At 58.9% G+C, this 18,502-nt stretch carries 16 protein-coding genes; all 16 read right to left on the bottom strand.

The features are described 5' to 3' along the window. Positions 1-1,224 (bottom strand): class I SAM-dependent methyltransferase, encoded by a 1,224-nt coding sequence (locus AACY25_RS02405; protein ID WP_339522309.1) that lies wholly within the window; start codon positions 1,222-1,224, stop codon positions 1-3. Next, positions 1,221-1,781, bottom strand: a complete 561-nt coding sequence (locus AACY25_RS02410) for a dTDP-4-dehydrorhamnose 3,5-epimerase family protein (RefSeq protein WP_339522310.1) — start codon at positions 1,779-1,781, stop codon at positions 1,221-1,223. The genes AACY25_RS02405 and AACY25_RS02410 overlap by 4 nt, the downstream gene beginning before the upstream one ends. After that, positions 1,774-2,859, bottom strand: a complete 1,086-nt coding sequence (rfbG, locus tag AACY25_RS02415; RefSeq protein ID WP_339522311.1) for a CDP-glucose 4,6-dehydratase — start codon at positions 2,857-2,859, stop codon at positions 1,774-1,776. Before rfbG ends, AACY25_RS02410 begins: the two co-directional genes overlap by 8 nt. Continuing rightward, a complete protein-coding gene (rfbF, locus tag AACY25_RS02420; protein WP_339522312.1) occupies positions 2,841-3,614 on the bottom strand; it encodes a glucose-1-phosphate cytidylyltransferase in 774 nt (257 codons plus the stop codon). The genes rfbG and rfbF overlap by 19 nt, the downstream gene beginning before the upstream one ends. Next, positions 3,611-6,433 (bottom strand): O-linked N-acetylglucosamine transferase family protein, encoded by a 2,823-nt coding sequence (locus AACY25_RS02425; protein WP_339522313.1) that lies wholly within the window; start codon positions 6,431-6,433, stop codon positions 3,611-3,613. Before AACY25_RS02425 ends, rfbF begins: the two co-directional genes overlap by 4 nt. 153 nt (positions 6,434-6,586) lie before the next feature. Further along, complete coding sequence (locus AACY25_RS02430; RefSeq protein ID WP_339522314.1) at positions 6,587-8,275, bottom strand: flagellar hook-associated protein 3; 1,689 nt, start codon at positions 8,273-8,275, stop codon at positions 6,587-6,589. A gap of 30 nt (positions 8,276-8,305) precedes the next feature. Beyond that, positions 8,306-10,345: a flagellar hook-associated protein FlgK gene (gene flgK, locus AACY25_RS02435; RefSeq protein ID WP_339522316.1), complete on the bottom strand. Its 2,040-nt coding sequence runs from the start codon at positions 10,343-10,345 to the stop codon at positions 8,306-8,308. 6 nt (positions 10,346-10,351) lie between these two features. Continuing rightward, positions 10,352-11,524: a flagellar assembly peptidoglycan hydrolase FlgJ gene (gene flgJ / locus AACY25_RS02440; protein ID WP_339522317.1), complete on the bottom strand. Its 1,173-nt coding sequence runs from the start codon at positions 11,522-11,524 to the stop codon at positions 10,352-10,354. A gap of 13 nt (positions 11,525-11,537) precedes the next feature. Continuing rightward, positions 11,538-12,641 carry a flagellar basal body P-ring protein FlgI gene (locus AACY25_RS02445; protein ID WP_339522318.1) on the bottom strand — a complete coding sequence of 368 codons (1,104 nt, stop codon included), beginning with the start codon at positions 12,639-12,641 and terminating at the stop codon, positions 11,538-11,540. Positions 12,642-12,652: 11 nt separating this feature from the next. Next, positions 12,653-13,393, bottom strand: coding sequence for a flagellar basal body L-ring protein FlgH (flgH, locus tag AACY25_RS02450; RefSeq protein ID WP_339409973.1), 741 nt, complete (start codon positions 13,391-13,393; stop codon positions 12,653-12,655). A gap of 123 nt (positions 13,394-13,516) precedes the next feature. Beyond that, positions 13,517-14,302, bottom strand: a complete 786-nt coding sequence (gene flgG / locus AACY25_RS02455; protein WP_274088298.1) for a flagellar basal-body rod protein FlgG — start codon at positions 14,300-14,302, stop codon at positions 13,517-13,519. A 46-nt stretch (positions 14,303-14,348) separates the two neighbouring features. Beyond that, entirely contained in the window at positions 14,349-15,089 is a 741-nt protein-coding gene (locus AACY25_RS02460) for a flagellar basal body rod protein FlgF (RefSeq protein ID WP_339409976.1), read from the bottom strand. A 206-nt stretch (positions 15,090-15,295) separates the two neighbouring features. Further along, on the bottom strand, positions 15,296-16,612 hold the full coding sequence (flgE, locus tag AACY25_RS02465; protein ID WP_339522319.1) for a flagellar hook protein FlgE: 1,317 nt from the start codon (positions 16,610-16,612) through the stop codon (positions 15,296-15,298). A 42-nt stretch (positions 16,613-16,654) separates the two neighbouring features. Next, positions 16,655-17,323, bottom strand: coding sequence for a flagellar hook assembly protein FlgD (gene flgD, locus AACY25_RS02470; RefSeq protein WP_339409979.1), 669 nt, complete (start codon positions 17,321-17,323; stop codon positions 16,655-16,657). Between the two features lie 25 nt (positions 17,324-17,348). After that, positions 17,349-17,792 (bottom strand): flagellar basal body rod protein FlgC, encoded by a 444-nt coding sequence (flgC, locus tag AACY25_RS02475; protein WP_339409980.1) that lies wholly within the window; start codon positions 17,790-17,792, stop codon positions 17,349-17,351. A gap of 15 nt (positions 17,793-17,807) precedes the next feature. Beyond that, positions 17,808-18,215 carry a flagellar basal body rod protein FlgB gene (gene flgB / locus AACY25_RS02480; protein WP_339522320.1) on the bottom strand — a complete coding sequence of 136 codons (408 nt, stop codon included), beginning with the start codon at positions 18,213-18,215 and terminating at the stop codon, positions 17,808-17,810. Positions 18,216-18,502: the final 287 nt, after the last annotated feature.

Here is an 18,502-nt window from a genome sequence, read left to right on the forward strand (position 1 = left end):
TCAGCTGAACCCTAATTGCGGCACGGCCACTACAAACTGGCCGCCCCAGGTTTTGATCTGCGCTTGCTGCTGCCGCACTTCGTGCAATAGGTTCCACGGTAGTACCAACAGATAATCGGGTTTGTCGACGGCTATGCGCGCCGGCTCAACCACGGGAATGCGGCTACCCGGGAGAAACTTGCCCTGCTTGTGCGGATTGGCATCGGCGACCCAGGCGAGCAGGTCACCGCGCACTCCAGCGTAGTTGAGTAGCGTGTTGCCCTTGGCCGCTGCACCATAAGCCGCGACCGTCTTGCCTTCGGCTTTGGCCTGCAACAAAAAGCGCAGCAGCTCATGCTTGATGCGCTGGGCGGCAGGTGCCAGGGTCGAATAGAAGGCGGCAGTTTTGATGCCGGCCTGTTCTTCCCGCGCCAGCAAATCGGCCACTGCGACTGATGCCTCCCGCTCACCGTCAACTCGCTGCACATAGACCCGCAGCGAGCCGCCATGGGTTGGCAGTTCTTCGATATCAAAGATATGCAGGCCATTGCGCGCACACAGGCTCTGCACGGCCGTCAGCGAAAGGTAGGAATAATGCTCGTGATACAGGGTGTCGAACTGCTGCTCAGCCATCAGCTGGAGCAAATGCGGAAATTCGAAGGTGGCCACACCAGTCGGTTTCAAAAGCGTGGCAAAGCCCTTGAGAAAATCATTGATGTCCGGCACGTGGGCCAGCACGTTATTGGCCGCCATCAGATCGGCGCTCCAGCCCTCAGCAGCCAGGGCTGCAGCCGTCTCCTCGCCAAAGAACAGCTCGCGAATCTGCAAACCTTTTTCCCTAGCCGAACGCGCGGTACTAGCTGTTGGCTCAACGCCCAAGCAGGGAATGCCGCGCTGCGCCACGTACTGCAATAAATAGCCATCATTGGCGGCGATCTCCACCACCTGGCTCTGTGCATCCAAAGCAAAGCGTTCGACCATCTGTACGACATAACGCTGAGCATGTTCCAGCCAACTGCTGGAATAGGAACTGAAGTAGGCGTATTCGGCATCAAACAGGCTATCGGCCGAACGGTAATCCTCGGTCTGCACCAGCCAGCAGCTGTCGCACACCTGCACTCGCAACGGCACCCACTGCTCGGCCTGATCAAGTTGATCGGCGCGCAGGTAAGCATTGGAAGGTGGCGCAGTGCCCAGATCAATCAACGGTACATGCAAACCAGCACCACAGCCTCGGCACTTCATAACGCAACTCCTTGAAAATCACTGGCCAGCGGCGGATGCGCAGCGTCCCGAGCGGAAAGATTACTGACAGGCAATGGCCAGGCAATCGCCAAACGCGCATCAGTGGGTGACAAACCGCCCTCATGTTCAGGGCTGTAATCCGCGCTGTGCAGGTAGAGCAATTCAGCATCGTCACTCAGCGCCTGAAAGCCATGGGCAAAGCCTGGTGGTAGCAACAAGCTGCGGCCATCGCCGGCGCCCAGGCGTTCGGCATGCCAATGCAAAAAGGTCGCCGAGCCGCGCCGTAAGTCCACCGCAACATCCCACACCGCGCCGCGCAGGCAGGTGATCAGCTTGGTCTCGGCATGCGGCGGATACTGAAAATGCAGGCCGCGTACACTGCCACGCTGAGCGGTACGTGAGTGGTTGATCTGCCGAATTTGCAGTGGCTGACCGAATGCGGCCAGGCTGCCCTGACAGAACAGCCGAGCAAAACGACCGCGCTCATCCTCATGCACCTTGTGCTGCAGGCTGAACAACCCCGGAAGTGGCAATGCCTGCAGACTCAACTCAGTCATGCGCCCCCCAGTAGGCGGTTAACTGTGCCAGGGTCAGCGCACGCATATCCTCACCGCGCTGCCAGGCCTGGTGCCAATTCAATGTCTGCTGCAGGCAGCGATCCAACGACCAACGTGGCGTCCAACCCAGCAGATGACGGGCGCGACTGCTGTCCAGGCGTAACAAACCCGCTTCATGCAACTCGCTGGGCTCGATCAGCAGGCCAGGCGCTTGCGGCCAACGCTGCGCCAAGCGTTCAACAACCTCACCGACTGTGCACATATCGCTGTCGCTCGGGCCGAAATTCCAGGCCCCGGCAAACGCGCAGCCCTGCTCGTACAAACCCTGGGCTAATTGTAGATAGCCTGCCAGCGGCTCCAAGGCATGCTGCCAAGGCCGTACAGCCTGCGGGTAACGCAGGGTCACCGGCTCACCGCGCATCCAGGCTGCCAGAATATCGGGCACCAGACGGTCAGGGGCGAAGTCGCCACCGCCCAGCACGTTGCCCGCGCGGGCCGTGGCCATGGCCAAGCCGTGCTCGGCATAACGTGCAACTGGGAAATAAGAGGCGGCGAATGACTGCGCCACCAACTCGCAACAGGCCTTGCTGCTGCTGTAAGGGTCGTGGCCACCGAGCGCTTCGTTCTCGCGATATGGCCACGCCCATTCATTGTTGGCGTAGACCTTGTCGGTGGTGACCACAACGCACGTCTTGACCCCGCCCGTCTGGCGTATGGCCTCAAGCAGGTGCAGCGTGCCCATGACATTGCTGGCATAGGTGCTCAGCGGATCCCGGTAACCCTCACGGACCAGCGGCTGGGCGGCCAGGTGCAGCACGATTTCCGGCTTGACCTCGGCCATCACCTTCTGCAAAGCGGCAAGATCGCGCAAATCACCGATATGGCTATCGATGTCCTCTCCGACTCGCGCCAACTCAAACAGGCTGGGCGAAGTCGAGGGCTGCAAAGCAAAACCACTGACTTGAGCGCCCCAGCTCTGCAGCCAAAGCGTCAACCAGCCACCTTTGAAGCCGGTATGCCCGGTGAGTAGTACCCGCTTGCCACGCCAGAAGGCGGGACTCAGCTCCACTGCTTCCAAGGGGCCTCCCCGCTCAACCACAGTTGTTCGAGGTAATTCTTGTCGCGCAGGGTGTCCATGGGGTGCCAGAAGCCCTGATGCTGGAAAGCCATCAATTGACCCTCCGTGGCCAACTGGGTAAGCGGCTCGGCTTCCCACGAGGTCTCAACGCTGTCGATATAGGGCAACACTTTGGGCGACAGCACGAAGAATCCGCCGTTGATCCAGCCACCGTCGCCACGGGGCTTCTCGATAAAGCCTTTGACCTGGTCACCGTCGCGCTCAAGCGCACCATAGCGGCCCGGCGGCTGCACTGCAGTGACTGTGGCATATTTGCCGTGGGTCTTGTGGAAGGCCACCAAGGCGCTGATATCCAGATCAGAAACACCGTCGCCATAGGTGAAACAGAATTCCTCTTCTGCATCCAGATAACGCCCAGCACTCTTCAGGCGGCCGCCAGTCATGGTGTCTTCGCCGGTATCGACTAGGGTCACACGCCAGGGCTCGCTATAGTTCTGGTGCACTTCCATCTTGTTGTTACGCATATCAAAGGTGACATCGGAGGTGTGCAGAAAATAGTTGGCGAAGAAATCCTTGATTGCGTAGCCCTTGTAACCCAGGCAGATAACGAAGTCGTGGATACCATGGGCCGAATACTGCTTCATGATGTGCCAGAGAATCGGCTTGCCGCCGATCTCGATCATCGGTTTGGGCTTGAGGTGTGATTCTTCGCTGATACGGGTGCCAAGACCGCCGGCCAGAATGACTGCCTTCATTTTTGTTCTCCTGCGCAGTAGCGCTGCCACATCTGCCGATAGGTAGCTTCCATTCGGCGGGTGAAATCGGCGGCGTCGCATAGCCGCGACGCGCGCATTTCTTCGCGCAGCCCTGTGCGGATAGCAGCCAGAGCGGGCACATCAGCGGCCAATGCAACCAGCTTGTCGAGGTACTCTTGCTCGGTATCGGCGATCCACTCGTCACGGCCCATGCCGTGCAGTATCAGCGACCCTACCCGCCCCATCGACGGACGATCGCGCAGGCTGACCACTGGCAGGCCCATCCACAGGCTTTCATACAGCGTAGTGCCGGAGTTGTGCGGGAAACAGTCGAGGGCGATGTCCATCTGTGCCAACGCCGCGGTAGCCGGCGAGGTGTAGCCCAGCATCAGCCGTTCAGCCTCGATGCCCTGTTCGGCGAATAGTGCCTGGTAGTGATCGCGCAGGCTTTCGTCCTGAAAGGAGCCGCTGTCGAGCATCAGCCGCGAATTCGGCACGCGCTTAAGCAGCTCGGACCAGGCGCGGATCACCCGATGATTGAGACGCACCGGACGGGTAAGGCTGCCGAAGGTGATGTAGCCGTTGCTTGCGGCCGGCAAGGGGCCGACTTCGGCCGCCTGCATATGCGCGGGAGCGACGTAGGCGATGGCGGGCGCTGGCATGCGCCAGAGCGACTCGGCGAACGAGGACTCGCAACCGGCTGGCAACATCTGCTCGTCGGCGAGGAAATAGTCGACCTGATCCAGCCCGGTGCCGAACGCAAAACCCATCCACCAGCTGACCTGCACCGGCGCCGGCTTGAGCGCGAACACCTGCAAGCGGTTGTTGCCGGTGTGGCCGGCGAGGTCGACGAGAATATCGATGCGGTCTTCGCGGATACGCGCGGCGATCGCCTCATCCTTGAGACCGACACAATGACGCCAATGGTCGACATGGCCCATGAAACGCTCGGTCACCGCATCCTCGCGGCGCACCAGCGAGTAGGCGAACAGCTCGACCTGGGTGCGGTCGTGATTGCGCAGCAGCGGCTCGATAAACAGCGCGCAGACATGGTGACGGAAATCTGGCGAGACATAGCCGATGCGCAGCCTGCGCTGCGGCTCCAGGCTATTGGCATAGTCGAAGTACAGACGATCCGGGAAACGCCGGGTGACTTCGCGATACAACTCGAACACCTGCTCCCCGGTCCAGTCCGCGTGGTAGTTGGCGAAGAACAGCAGGTTGGTTCGCGAGCCCGGCAAATGCAGCACCTGGCGCAGCAGCGAGATCGAGCGGTCGAGGTTGCCGAAGTGCGATTCGACACCGGCCAGGTTGATCAGCACCGGCTCGTAGCCGGGGTGAACGTCGAGGGTTTTGCGGAAGGCATCCCGCGCTTCCTTGAGCCGCCGCCCGGCGCTGAGGATATTACCCAGGTTGTTCCACAGGCTAGGGTCGTCAGGGTTGAGCTGCAATGCGACCTGCATGACATGCTCGGCTTCGTCGAGCACCTGGCCGTCCAGGTAGGTGTTGGCCAGGTTGTTCCAGGCCAGCGGCTGCAATGGGGCGATGGCCAGGGCGCGCATGAAACAGCCTTCGGATTCGTGCTGACGGCCCACCGACTGGTAGACGCCGCCGAGCATGTTCCAGCCCGGTTGATAGTCGGGCTTGAGCTGCAGGCCGCGCGCGAGGTACTCCAGGGCGCTGTGCGGGTCCTGCTCCTGCTGGTAGGACTGGCCCAGCCAGCACAGCGCCTCGTGGCTATTGGGGTCCAGGGCCAGAGCCCGCTGCAGGTACTCGCGCCCTGCTTCGATCTCGTTATTCATCACCGCGGACATGCCGCAGTGACACCAGGCTTCGGCGCTGTTCGGACAACGCGCGGTCCATTCGCGCATCGCCTCAAGGTCGTCGTCCGTACGCTGATTTCTGCGCAGGAAATAACTCAGGCGCTGCCAGGCCAGAACGCAATCCGGGTTATGTTGCAGCAGCTCGCGCAGCACCCGCTCCGACTCCTGCGGCCGGGCGAAGCGCGCATGACAGGCGGCCAGCACCAGGCTGGCGCGCCACTGTCCGGGGTCGACCGCCAACACCGACTCGGCCAGGCGCTGCGCCAGGCTGACATCCTGGTCGAGTTCGAGGTCGGCTAGGGCCGCACGCAGTTCCAGATCGTCGGGGCTGCGCTGATAGGCCGCTTTGATCAGTGGATAGGCCGGTGCGCGCTGAAACAGTTGATAGCGCGCCAAGGCCAAGGCCCGGTAAACCTCATCCGGCACTTGTTGCAGCTCGGCGCCGAGATCGATGACCTGCTGCCATTGCTCCGCGGCGAAAGCCTGATCGAAGCGCTGCCGAATCATCAGCTGGGAGCTTTTTTCCAGACAGCACTTTTTGTATTTCAGGCCGCTGCCGCAGGGGCAGGGATCGTTGCGTCTGGGTTGGTTACCGGCCGCCTGGCCGAGGATATTCAGGCGTGCCTGCAATTGGTCGACAAGTTCCAGGGCCTCGAGGGCGCCGGCGTGACCGGGCTGCACCTCAAGCACCTGCCTGAACGCCGAGACCGCCGCAGGCCAGTCTTGGGCCTGTAGGCACGCCTGGCCGAGCTTCATCGCGTAATCGGCATTGTCCGGTTGCAGTTCGAGCAACTGATCGAATGCGCGCAAGGCCGCCACACTGTCGCGGCTGGCCAGGGCGGCTTCGCCGAGCAGGGTCCAGGCTTCGGCATCTTCAGGCAGGTATTGCAGGAGTTCACGACAGCTATTGCGGGTACGCGTGTAGTCGCCTTCTTCGAAGCCCAAACGTGCTTGCCTGCGAAAGAAATCAACAATCCACTCGGTATCAACTGTCATGTTTGGTTCCGTCAATTTTTCAGCATCATCTAAGCAAGTTAGCAATTAACACGCCAGAGGTAATGAAAAATAACGGCATCACGGCTGCGGATCTTACAACCCAAAGCTCGCGCAAAAACGGAAACCAAGCGCTAACTGGTAAGAACGCATTACTTAACGCAACTGATTGAACAGATTCAACCCAGCGATCTTTACATAACTCTGCTGGGCAGCTTCCAACACAATGGTCTGAAATGATAGCCGCGAGAGAGCTTCGGCATAGTCCAACTCACGCAGGTCAGCCTGGACTGCCTTGTTCACTAAAGTAACATCCTCGTTATCCACTTCAGTGGTGTCGATCAGGTTCAGGCGCGCACCGATTTCGGTTTGTACCTCCAACACTTTACCCATGCCGTTATCAAGGTTGGTCAAGGCAATGGCCACCTCATCACGCACACCCAAATTGCCTGCGGGCGATGTCGGTGACGACTCCAGCGCCTGTCGCAAGCGACTGATCGTGTTGAGAATACTGCGCTGCTCTTGGAACTGCGGTTGCACACTAAATTCGTCACCACCCGCTACTGCTGCTGGCGCTGACAGGCTGAAATCGGCGCCGAACACACTGAAGGTCGCTGGGTATGGGCCTACCACACTACCGGTGGTTAGAGCCGTACTGCCTGGCCCTACCGGCTGGGAGTAGACCTCGTAATTGGTGTCGTCGGTAAACCGCAAGACAACACCGGAAGTCGGAAACTGACTGTCGAATACAGCCTGGTTGCTGATTCCGCCAGAAGAGATAATCGCTGCCGAGTTGTTGGTCGAAGACCGGGTCACAGCGAAATCGGTGGGAGCCGATTGCAGGGTAAAACTGTGCGTCCCGATTCCGGGCGAGCCTGGCAACGCAGGCGACTGAATATCAGCCAATAGACTGTCCAGATCCTGCTCGTTGTCACCGGGCTGCAGCACTACATCCAACTGGAAACGCATACCGCGGAAGTTGATGGTATTGCCACCACTGACCAAGGGGTCTATCAAACCGCCACCGGGTATCTCCGATGTGACATCGGCGCCAGCGCTGTCATAAATACGGAATTCGGTGCCACTGATAAACGCCATTGAATAAGGTTCACCAGCACGAAAGTTCGTATTGAACGCCTGCTGATCCTGCACCAATCCTGGTGACATAAAGACACGCTGATCTGCCGCCGGCAGCGCCGGAATTGTCGTGGCAGGCAACGGCGGCGTAGGTAACGCCGGATTATTGACCCCTTCTGAATCCACGACCCGGTTCGCATTGCTTACATCTTCAAACAAACGTTTGCCGTTATCGTTAATTGCGACGTTGCTAGAACCCGCCACTTGCAGGCTGCGCTGCCCTTCGTCGCCAAGATAGGAGTAGGTGCCGTCCGGATTGCGCTGAAAGGGTTCAGTCTTGCCGAGGAAACCGCTAAACAAGTACTCGCCGCGAGCGTTGCGGCTGTTCATCAGATTAAGCAACTCGCCTTCTCGCTCACCCAATTCCTTGGCAATTGATCTACGGTCATCGCCTGACAACGCACCGCCACCGGCCTGCACCGCCAGCTCTCGGATACGCTGCAATACGTTGACCACCGAGGTGATTGTGGTCTCTTCCTGGGTCAGACTGTTCTTCGCCGCAGTAAGGTTTTCCTTGTACTGGCCCAGTATCGCCTGCTGCTGTTCGAGTTGTAGCAGGCGTACAGATGCCACTGGATCATCGGCCGGAGTAAGAATACGGTTACCGCTGCTGATCTGCTCCTGAGTGCGGATCACATTGGCGTAGTTTCGCCCAAGGCCACTGACACCGTTATTGAAGGCCTGGATCGAAGAGATGCGCATCACCATAAAACTAACCTCGAAGTTCTAGACGGCGCGTCAGAACGTATTAATCAGTGTATCGAACAGACTCCGGGCAACTTGAATGATCTGCGCCGAGGCCTGGTAGTACTGCTCGAACTGAATCAGTTTGGCCGCCTCTTCATCGAGGTTGACCGCCGACACCGAATCGCGGTTATCGGTCGCCTGCTTGAGAATCGCGCCAGTGGCCTCACCATCGACCCGCGCCTGGCTGGTCAGGGTGCCGACCCGCTCTACCAGATCGCCATAGGCGTCGGTAAAGCTCGACCCTGTGGTATCCGGTGCCAGAGGGTTGATGCCAATCGTCGTACGGTTTTGCAGATCAATCAATTTCAAAGCATTACGGTTATCAGACACCCCATTGGTGTTGAAGGAAACCGAAAAATTGTCACCGCCCTGGGGGCGTCCACTGATGGTCACTTCGTAATCGAAAGGCACCGGCACGGCAGGCGGGCCGGCAGTCGCGGGCACGGTAATGGTCAGGCTGTTGTTCTGCCCAGGCACGATTACCCCAGTATCGATGACGTTGCCGTTGATATCGACCACGTCATAGCCCTGGGTGGCGCCACCGCCAGCGCCCATGACAATGCGCAGTGGCGGCGCATTACGCAGACTGGTTTCCAAATCGGCCTGAGCCACCGGGTCATAAATGTCGATCTCGGTCAGCAGAGTCGGCTGACTAATCACCCCGGTGCCGATATTCGCCGGGCTGGTTTGTGACTTCAGCGGTGCGGCAAAAGCCAACTCTTCAGGGCGCTTCATATCCGCACGAATGGACTCGCCAGCATTACGCGTCGGCATCACCCGAAAGCGGTCACCGGCGGCAAAAGTGCCACTGGCCACATTCAGGGACACACCATCAAACTCCGCCGCTGGCACCACGGTAATGTCGAAGGGGCCGAAACTGGTGCCGTCACTGACGCGCCGTACCGTGTAATCCGTGGCGTTAGTGAACTCCACCTCATAGTCGCTGGTGGTCAGTTGAGTCGTGTCTTCGATCAGCACATTGAGGTTGGCGGTGGTATCGCTGTTGCCGATACGCGCTAGGCTGCGCTGGCCAATCAGCTCAGGGGCATTCAGTTCGCGAAACAGACCATTGCCGAACTGGCCGTTAAGGTCCAAACCCTGGCCCAGCTGACGGTTGACCTGGTCGGTGACCGACAGCGCCAGACGCCCAACCGCGTTCAGCGTGGTATCCAACACATCTTCACGGTAGCGAATCAACCCACCCATCTCGCCGCCGGTAATCAGCGAGGTAATGCCCTGGCGCGAGTTACCGCTGACAAACTGCACCTCACTGCGCAGCGGGTCAGACAAGCCCGGCACCACTTCCAGGCGCGACGCCTGGCTGCCCACCACCAAGGGTTGGCCCGAGCCGACAAACAGGTTGTAGCTATTGTCATCCTGGGTGACGACCGTCACACCGATAAACGTCGACAACTTGCGCACCGCCTCTTCGCGGGCATCAAGCAGGTCGTTGGGTTGCTGGCCGTTGGACGCGGCCACCGCAATGGCCTCGTTGTAACCGGCAATCGAACCGGCTAACTGGTTGACCTGATCGGTCACCGCCGACAGCTGCTTGTTGATAAAGGCGTTCTGCTCGTACAGGCGGTCGTACACGGTATTGAAGCGTTTAGCCAAGCCTTCGGCTTCGGACAACGCCAGCTGCCGTGCGGGGATATTGGCCGGGTCTTCGGCAGCGGTTTGCAGTGCGGCAAACACCTTCTGCAGGCCCGGATTGACGCCAGTAGTACTGCCGGCCAGCAATGAATCGAGCTGATTGATCTGGCTCAGGTAACTCTGGGTATCAGAGTTGAGCGCGGTGCTGCTGCGCACCTGGGTATTGAGAAACTCGTTATAGATGCGCCGTACGTCGACCAGGGTGGTGCCCGAGCCGATATAGCCTGCCCCGCTGAACTGCGGAATACGCGTCGCCTGGATCGTCTCCTGGCGCGAAAAGCCCGGCGTGTTGACGTTAGTGATGTTATGGCCGGTGACCGCCAGCGACGTCTTGTTCGCCGACAGCCCGGACAGGCCAATATTGAGTAGGTCAGCCATCTTTCATCATCCGTTGGTGGACGGCGTACTGACAGCCGCGACTGTTTGATAAGTCTGCATTTGCCGCGCTATCTGGGAAATCTTGCGGGCGTACTGCGGGTCCGTGGCGTAGCCGGCTTTCTGCAACTCACGGGCGAACTGCTCGGGCTTGTCGGTGGTGGCCAGGGCTTTTTCGTAGCGGCCATTGCCCTGCAGGAAGCTCACAAAATCGTTAAAGCTGTGCTCGAAGGAGTCATAGGCGCGGAACGAGGCCGCTTCCTTGACCGCTTTGCCGCCCTTGAATTCGGTGGTCAGTACTCGGGCCGAATCGCCTTCCCAGGTGTTATGGGTCTTGATCCCGAACAGGTTGTGGCTGCTGCTGCCGTCCTGTTGACGAATGATCGACTTGCCCCAACCAGTTTCCAGCGCGGCCTGGGCCACCAGATAACGCGGATCGACGCCAATCTTCTCGGCGGCCTTCTCGGCCATCGGCAACATGGCGGCAATAAACTCATCCTTCGAGCCGAATGCGGCTTTACCCGGCGCCAGTGGCGGCTGGGCAATCCGCCGACCGGTGATCGCGTCCATACCGCTCAAGCCCAACGCGGTATCGGCGGGGGCGGCAAAGGCCTTAGCGGGAATCCAGTCGTTCTGTGCCAACGGCTGGCCATCGGCGGCAGTGGCCGATGGCACGATACCTGCCAGCAAACGATCAGTCAGCTTGCCCGGCAGAGAGAGACGGCGCTGGTTGATCAACGAGGTGTCGTCACGTGCTCCGTCAACCTTGGCCAGTGGCTTACTCGGCGCGCTCGGCACCGGCTCATTCACCTGGGCAAAGGGATTGGGACGGCTGCCGGCATCCTTGATCTTCGACATCTGCCGCACCAGCACATCAGCCAGGCCGATGCCGTTCTGGTGGTTAGACAGGGTCACCGCCAGTTGCTGGTCGTGCATGTCCTGATAGGTCTTGCTCTCGTTGCTGTTCATGAAGTTGCCTTCACCGAACACTTCGTTGGCCGAGCGCATGGCCTTGAGCATTTCATTGAGAAACAGCGACTCGAACTCCTGAGCCACCTTCTTGATGTTCTTTTCACTGTCGCCACCAACCTTGAACTGGTTGAGGCGATTGAGATCGTTATAGGCACCGCTGTCGACGGTGCTGGTGCCGCCGAGCAAACCGGCTGAAAGGCGAGAGTCCATAACGTGCGCTCCCTTAAATCACGATCAGGTCAGCCTGCAGAGCGCCGGCTTGTTTCAGCGCCTCCAGGATGGCCATAAGGTCGGAAGGCGAAGCGCCCACCTGATTCACCGCGCGGACAATTTCATCCAGCGTGGTCCCGGGACCAAACTTGAACATTGGCTTGGCCTCTTCGTCGGCATTCACCCGTGAACGCGGCACCACGGCAGTCTGGCCACCGGACAGTGCTTCAGGTTGGCTGACAATCGGGTCTTCGGTAATAGTCACGGTCAGGCTGCCGTGGGTCACTGCGGCAGGCTGCACGCGCACGTTCTGACCAATCACAATGGTGCCGGTGCGCGAGTTGATGATGACCTTGGCAACAGCCTGGCCGATCTCGACTTCGAGATTTTCCAGAATCGACAGATAGTCCACCCGCTGACCCGCATCCAGCGGCGCACTGACGCGAATCGAGCCGCCGTCCACTGCCTGCGCAACGCCTGGGCCGAGTAACTCGTTGATATGGTCGACGATATTTTTCGCCGTGGTGAAGTCCGGACGATTAAGGTTCAGCGTCAGGGTGCTGCCCTGATCGAAACCGCTTGGTACCGGCCGCTCGACCGTCGCACCACCAGGAATGCGCCCGGCTGACGGGACATTGACGGTGATACGTGAGCCGTCGCCGCCTTCGGCGTCAAAACCGCCGACTACCAGGTTGCCCTGAGCAATCGCGTAAACGTTGCCATCGATACCCTTGAGCGGGGTCATCAACAGACTGCCGCCACGCAGACTCTTGGCATTACCGATGGAAGATACGGTGATGTCGATGGTCTGCCCAGGCTTGGCGAACGCTGGCAGGTCAGCATGAATCGACACCGCAGCAACGTTCTTCAGCTGCACGTTGCCGCCCTGCGGTACCTTGATGCCGAACTGCGCCATCATGTTGTTGAAGGTCTGCACGGTAAACGGTGTCTGCGTGGTCTGGTCGCCACTGCCGTTAAGGCCGACCACCAGGCCGTAGCCGATCAACTGGTTGGTCCGTACACCCTGGATGCTGGCCAGATCCTTAAGTCGCTCGGCCTGAGCCAGGGTCGCCAGTAACAGAGCGGCGACCGCCAGTAGGTACTTGGGAAGCGTCATGGTGGCCATCCTCAGAACGGCCACATTGGGCTAAGAAAGAAACGACTCATCCAACCCGGCTGGCTGGCATCGGCGAAGGCGCCAGTGCCCGAGTAGGTGATGCGTGCATTGGCAATCCGGGTCGAGGACACGGTGTTGTCGGTGGCGATGTCATCAGAGCGCACCAGACCGGCAATGCGCACCAGCTCATCTCCGGTATTGAGGGTCATCCACTTTTCCCCGCGCACCAGCAGCACACCATTGGGCATCACCTCGGCCACCGATACGGTGATCGAGCCGGTCAGACTGTTGCTCTGCCCGGCTGCGCCGGAGCCATCAGCAGAACGGGTGGCGTCGAAACTTGAGCCCAAACTCAGGTTCTCAGCAGTCATGCCAAGCCCTTCGGCCACTCGCCCCAAGCCACCAATTGCTGTCAAAGGATTCTGGGGGGACACCGTCATACCGAACAAATTAGGTACACCCAAGTTGGCCGAGCTGTCCTTGCTGATCTGGCTATTGGTGTTCTTACTGGCCTGGGTGCGCTCATTCAGGGTGATCGTGATGATGTCACCCACGCGGTAAGCCTTGCGGTCACCGAACAGACCGTTCTCGAAACCCGCCTGATAAATCGAGCCATTGTTCTGCGCTGCCGGCAGCGGCGTGCGCGGCATCACCGGAGCGTAATAGGGATCATCCGGCTTAGGCGCAGGAGCCATACAGCCGCTCAAAGCCAGAGGGCCAAGCAGTGCACTTATGATTATCAGCCGGTTCATATCTACTACCTCATGCGTTGCCTGGGATGGTGCGTACAACCTGTTTCACCAGTACCCGTTCAAGCCATTCCTTGCTGTTGTCTAGGCCAGGCCAGCCGCTGCGCGACTAGCCCGCCTTACCTATCAAAGATTCTGTGAAATAAAGCCGAGCATCTGATCCGCAGTGGAAATGACCTTGGAGTTCATTTCATAGGCGCGTTGAGTGGTGATCATGTTCACCAACTCCTCCACCACGCTGACGTTGGAGTTTTCCAAGGTGTTCTGCAGCGTGGTGCCCAAACCGTTCAGGCCTGGCGTTCCGACCTGCGGCGCGCCGCTGGAGGCGGTCTCCAGAAACAGGTTGTTGCCGATTGCTTCCAAGCCCGCCGGGTTGATGAAATCAGCGGTCTGCAGGTTGCCGACGATCTGTGGCTGCGGGTTGCCGCTGGTGGTGACCGACACGGTGCCGTCCTCACCAACGGTAAAGGTGCGCACCTCGTTGGGCAGCACAATGGCGGGTTCCAAGGCATAACCGTTAGACGTCACCACCTGGCCATCGGAATTCAGATGAAAGCTACCGTCGCGGCTATAGGAGACCGTGCCGTCAGGCAGCAAAACCTGGAAGAAACCACGGCCATTGATTGCCATATCCAGCGGCTGCTCGGTGGTTTGCAAGCTACCGGCAGTGAAGATCTTCTGCGTACCCACCACGCGCACACCGGTACCCAGCTGCAGGCCGGACGGCAGTTGGCTGTCCTGGCTGGACTGGCCGCCGGGCTGGCGGCGGATCTGGTACAGCAGATCCTCGAACTCAGCGCGATCACGCTTGAAGCCGGTAGTCGAGACGTTGGCCAGGTTGTTGGAAATGGTGGTCAGGTTCATGTCCTGAGCGGACAGACCGGTCTTGCTGACCCACAGTGCCGGAAGCATATCGATTCTCCTCGGGCGCCGTTTTAACGGCGCCGCGTGCTGATAATTAGGTCATTTGCAAGACGCGCGCCATAGCCGCCGAATTGTCTTCGGCGGTGCGCATCATCTTCACTTGCAATTCGAATTGGCGAGACAGCGAGAGAATCGCGGTCATCTCTTCCACGGCGTTGACGTTGCTCGATTCGAGAAAGCCCGAGGTGATTTCCATATTGGCGTCCGCCAGCACAGGACCCTGGCCCTTGAAGCGGATCATGCCGTCGGTGCCCTTCTCCATCTGCTTGAGGTCCGGATTAACCAGCTTCAAACGGTCCACCTCAGCCAGCACGTTGGGCGCCTCGCCCAAGGCGCGGATACTGATGGTGCCATCCTTGCCGATTTCGATTTTCTGCTCTGGCGGCACCGCAATCGGTCCGGCGTTGCCCATCACCGGCAAGCCGTTGCCGGTACGCAACACGCCCAAGGCATCGACGTTCAGACTGGCGGTACGCACATAGGCTTCGCTGCCATCCGCTGCCTGCACCGCCAGCCAGCCCTTGCCGCCCACTGCCACATCCAGATCGCGACCGGTTTCCTGCAGCGAGCCTGGAGTGAAGTCAGTGCCCGGGCGTTCGCTCATGGCATAGACCCGCGACGGATAACCGTCACCAAAGATCGGCATGGAGCGCGCCTGTTCAAAATCCCGACGGAAGCCGTTGGTGGTTATGTTCGCCAGGTTGTTGGCGTGGGCACGCTGGGCCAGGGTGTTGTTATGGGCGCCAGTCATGGAAACGTACAGCATCTTGTCCATGGTTATTCTCCGAGTGGGCTTGCCGCCTCGCTGCTCTATGCAAGCTATAAAGCAATGGCTGTGCCAGCACTCGAAAAATAATTATAAACGCTTGATAAATATGATTTTTTAAAAACAGAAAAGGCTCCGAATGGAGCCTTCTAAACGCCAACGCGGCGTACTTTTGCCGCCCACGACAGGCACGCGCCTGCCGCAGGCAACACTTATCAACGCAGATTGATAATGGTCTGGGTCACCGCACTCTCGGTCTCGATGGTTTTGGCATTGGCCTGGTAGTTGCGCTGCGCCACGATCAAGTTGACCAACTGATCCGACAGCTCGACGTTGGAATCCTCCAACGCACCAGACTGCAAAGCCCCCAGCGTGCCGCTACGCGGCGTACCCACCACCGGCTCACCCGAGGCAAAGGATTGCACCCAGGCGGTTTTGCCCACCGGCGTCAGCCCCTGCACGTTGGCGAAATTAGCCAGAATCACCTGCCCCTGAATGTTCGATTGGCCATTGGTATAGCGAGCAAAGATCACCCCGGTGTCATCGATCTCCAGGCCCGCCAATTGACCGGTGGTGTAACCGTCCTGACTGACGCGGTTAACCGCAAAGGAGCTGGCGAACTGGGTGGACTGGCGCAAATCGATATTCACCCCAGTGGCACTGGCATCGGCGCCGTTGGCTGACCATACCGGCGGTACCGAGGTATCTGGCGCGGCAGGCACCCAGGTAGTCAGGTCAATGGTGCCATCAGCGCCAACCGTGAAGCCGGTTGGCGTCGAGGCGATGAGCGCAGCCACATCCAACTGACCAGCAGTGGTGAATTGCAAATCCACCGATGAGGGTGTGGTCAAGGTCGGGTCGTCCGGGTTGCGTCCATCGATCAACACGTTCATCTGCCAGGTATTGGGCCCGGTCTTGAGGAAGTACTGGGTGAATACGTGGGAGTTGCCTTGAGTGTCGTAGATATTGGTCGAGGTTGAAGAATTGTAAGACGTCGGGTCAGTCGGATCGAATGGCACCGTGGTCGGCACGATATTCGTCGAATTAAGGTTGAAGGTCTGATCCAGGTTACTGGTCGGCAGCGGTGCCTGACTGGCCGTCTCAATCTGCAGGTCGCTGATCACGCCATTTTGCAGGTTGTTGTTGGCATCCACCGCATAGCCTTGCAGCTTGTAACCGAAGTTGTTGACCAGAAACCCATCGCGATCAGTACCAAAGTAACCGGCACGGGTGTAGCTCACTTCGCCGTTATTACTGGTCTGAAAGAAGCCGTTGCCGTTGATCGCCAGGTCCAGAGCATTCTGCGTGTAGTTAATATTGCCCTGGTTGAACAGCTGCGACACATCACCCAGCAGCACGCCACTGCCCTGTGGATTGGCACCGGAGCCCAACACCGAAGCCGCGTAGACATCGGCAAACTCGGCACGCGACTGCTTAAAGCCGGCAGTACCGGCGTTGGCGATGTTGTTGCCGGTCACGTTAAGGTCACTGGTCGCCGCACGCAGACCGCTAAGACCGATATTGAAACCCATGGAAGACTCCTTGCCGGACAGCCGGCAGCTAAAACCTGTTAGTTACTGACCGATCACCTGGACTTGCGACATTGGCACGCTGCCAAGCCCCGCCAGGTTCAACATCAACTCTTTGCCGCCCAAGGTCACACTGTCGACGTTGGCCGGCAGCATGGTGTAAAGCCCCTTAGTACCATCGGCGTAGGTGGCCTGCGCCTCGAACTTGTATGTGCCGGGCGGCAACAGATTGCCGCTGGAGTCCTTGCCGTCCCAGATGAAGCTGACATTACCGGCCGCCTGCTCACCCAGATTGACGCGCCCTACCGCAGATCCGGCCTTGTCATAGATATTGACGTAGACGTTACTGCTGCTGGCCGGCAACACCAGGCTGGCCTTGAAGCTCTCACTGGTATCGACCACTGCCTTGTCACTCGGAATGATCACCTTGCGCCCGACCAGCGAAGATGCCTGCAGCGCCTGGGATGACTGATAACCAGTGAGCAGCGAGCCCATGCTGGTATTCAACTTCTCAATCCCCTCAACCTGGCTGAACTGCGCCAGCTGGGCGATAAACTCGCCATTGCCTTGTGGTTCCAGCGGGTTCTGGTTATTCAACTGAGCCACCAGCAAGTTGAGGAACTCATTCTTGCCAAGATCCTTGTTTGTCCTGGTCTCATTCTTAATCTGGTATTGATCCAGTGCCGAACCACTGACATCGCCAACAGTACTCATAAGTCTGCGCTCCTTATCCGACGGCTTACTGACCCAGGGTCAATACGCGCTGCAGCATTTGCTTGGCGGTGTTCATCATTTCAACGTTGGTCTGGAAGGCCCGGCTGGCGGAAATCATGTCGGCCATCTCCTCCACCACGTTGACGTTGGGGTAATACACATAGCCGCCGGCATCGGCCGCTGGATGGTTCGGTTCATAGCGCGGCATCAGGCTGCTCTGATCTTCGACCACACCCAGCACCTGCACGCCGACACCCGCTTCATCCTGTTCGGCGAACAGCGAACCGCGATCACCGTTCTGCGCCGACTGGAACATGGTGGCGAACACCGGATGACGCGCGCGGTAGGTCTGATCAATGCTCGAAGAGACGGTCTCGGCGTTAGCGATGTTGCTGGAAATGGTGTTGAGTCGAGTGCTCTGGGCGCTCATACCGGTTCCGGCAATGTTGAAAACACTGGCTAGTGACATGGCATCAGGCTCCTATTAATCGCCGCGCAGGGCGCTGACCAGCCCTTTGAATTTGCTGTTGAGCAGGGTAAAGCTGGCTTGGAACTGCACCGAGTTTTCCGCGTAATTGGACTGCTCGATCTGCAGGTCGACGGTGTTCTGATCAATCGAGGGATGGATCGGGTTGCGATACGCCAGGCTGGCTTCACCGACAATCACGCCCTCAGCAGGAATATGCTGGCTATCAGTACGATTCAGGCTGACCGGGCCACGCTGGGCCTTGGCACTCTGCTCAGCCAACACGCTGGCGAACTGCAGATCGCGCGCCTTGTAGTGCGGCGTGTCGGCGTTGGCGATGTTATTGGCCAACACCTCCGCGCGCTGAGCGCGAAAGCCCAGTGCCTGTTCATGTATGCCGAGTGCCCGTTCAAAACTGATGCTCATGGTCAGAAACCTTTGTCGGTTGCCGTTGCTGTTTTCCGTGCAAGACCATAAGCAATGCCTGTGCCATATTAATTTTTTATTATTTATCAATTGGTTAAGTTTCAAAAACATCAACCTAGGCGGCAAAGCGGCAAGCGTTTTCCGCCTGCAGGCAAAGCAAGCGGCAAGCGGTTTCTGTCTATTGCCACTCGCCGGACCACCCTGCCGAAAATCCAGCAAAAAATGCATCGCAACGACTGCTCAGCTCAGGCAATCGCCGTGCGCTTCGTCATCAGATGTACGTCAGT

It is taken from the genome of Pseudomonas sp. EA_35y_Pfl2_R111 (assembly GCF_963970955.1).
GTDB lineage: Bacteria > Pseudomonadota > Gammaproteobacteria > Pseudomonadales > Pseudomonadaceae > Aquipseudomonas.

Bases quoted from the DNA above. Each gene is read 5' to 3' on its own strand.
- AACY25_RS02405 (WP_339522309.1), bottom strand. From the start codon at position 1,224: ATGAAGTGCCGAGGCTGTGGTGCTGGTTTGCATGTACCGTTGATTGAT.
- AACY25_RS02410 (WP_339522310.1), bottom strand. From the start codon at position 1,781: ATGACTGAGTTGAGTCTGCAGGCATTGCCACTTCCGGGGTTGTTCAGC.
- rfbF (WP_339522312.1), bottom strand. From the start codon at position 3,614: ATGAAGGCAGTCATTCTGGCCGGCGGTCTTGGCACCCGTATCAGCGAA.
- AACY25_RS02425 (WP_339522313.1), bottom strand. From the start codon at position 6,433: ATGACAGTTGATACCGAGTGGATTGTTGATTTCTTTCGCAGGCAAGCA.
- AACY25_RS02430 (WP_339522314.1), bottom strand. From the start codon at position 8,275: ATGGTGATGCGCATCTCTTCGATCCAGGCCTTCAATAACGGTGTCAGT.
- flgK (WP_339522316.1), bottom strand. From the start codon at position 10,345: ATGGCTGACCTACTCAATATTGGCCTGTCCGGGCTGTCGGCGAACAAG.
- flgJ (WP_339522317.1), bottom strand. From the start codon at position 11,524: ATGGACTCTCGCCTTTCAGCCGGTTTGCTCGGCGGCACCAGCACCGTC.
- AACY25_RS02445 (WP_339522318.1), bottom strand. From the start codon at position 12,641: ATGACGCTTCCCAAGTACCTACTGGCGGTCGCCGCTCTGTTACTGGCG.
- flgH (WP_339409973.1), bottom strand. From the start codon at position 13,393: ATGAACCGGCTGATAATCATAAGTGCACTGCTTGGCCCTCTGGCTTTG.
- flgG (WP_274088298.1), bottom strand. From the start codon at position 14,302: ATGCTTCCGGCACTGTGGGTCAGCAAGACCGGTCTGTCCGCTCAGGAC.
- AACY25_RS02460 (WP_339409976.1), bottom strand. From the start codon at position 15,089: ATGGACAAGATGCTGTACGTTTCCATGACTGGCGCCCATAACAACACC.
- flgE (WP_339522319.1), bottom strand. From the start codon at position 16,612: ATGGGTTTCAATATCGGTCTTAGCGGTCTGCGTGCGGCGACCAGTGAC.
- flgD (WP_339409979.1), bottom strand. From the start codon at position 17,323: ATGAGTACTGTTGGCGATGTCAGTGGTTCGGCACTGGATCAATACCAG.
- flgC (WP_339409980.1), bottom strand. From the start codon at position 17,792: ATGTCACTAGCCAGTGTTTTCAACATTGCCGGAACCGGTATGAGCGCC.
- flgB (WP_339522320.1), bottom strand. From the start codon at position 18,215: ATGAGCATCAGTTTTGAACGGGCACTCGGCATACATGAACAGGCACTG.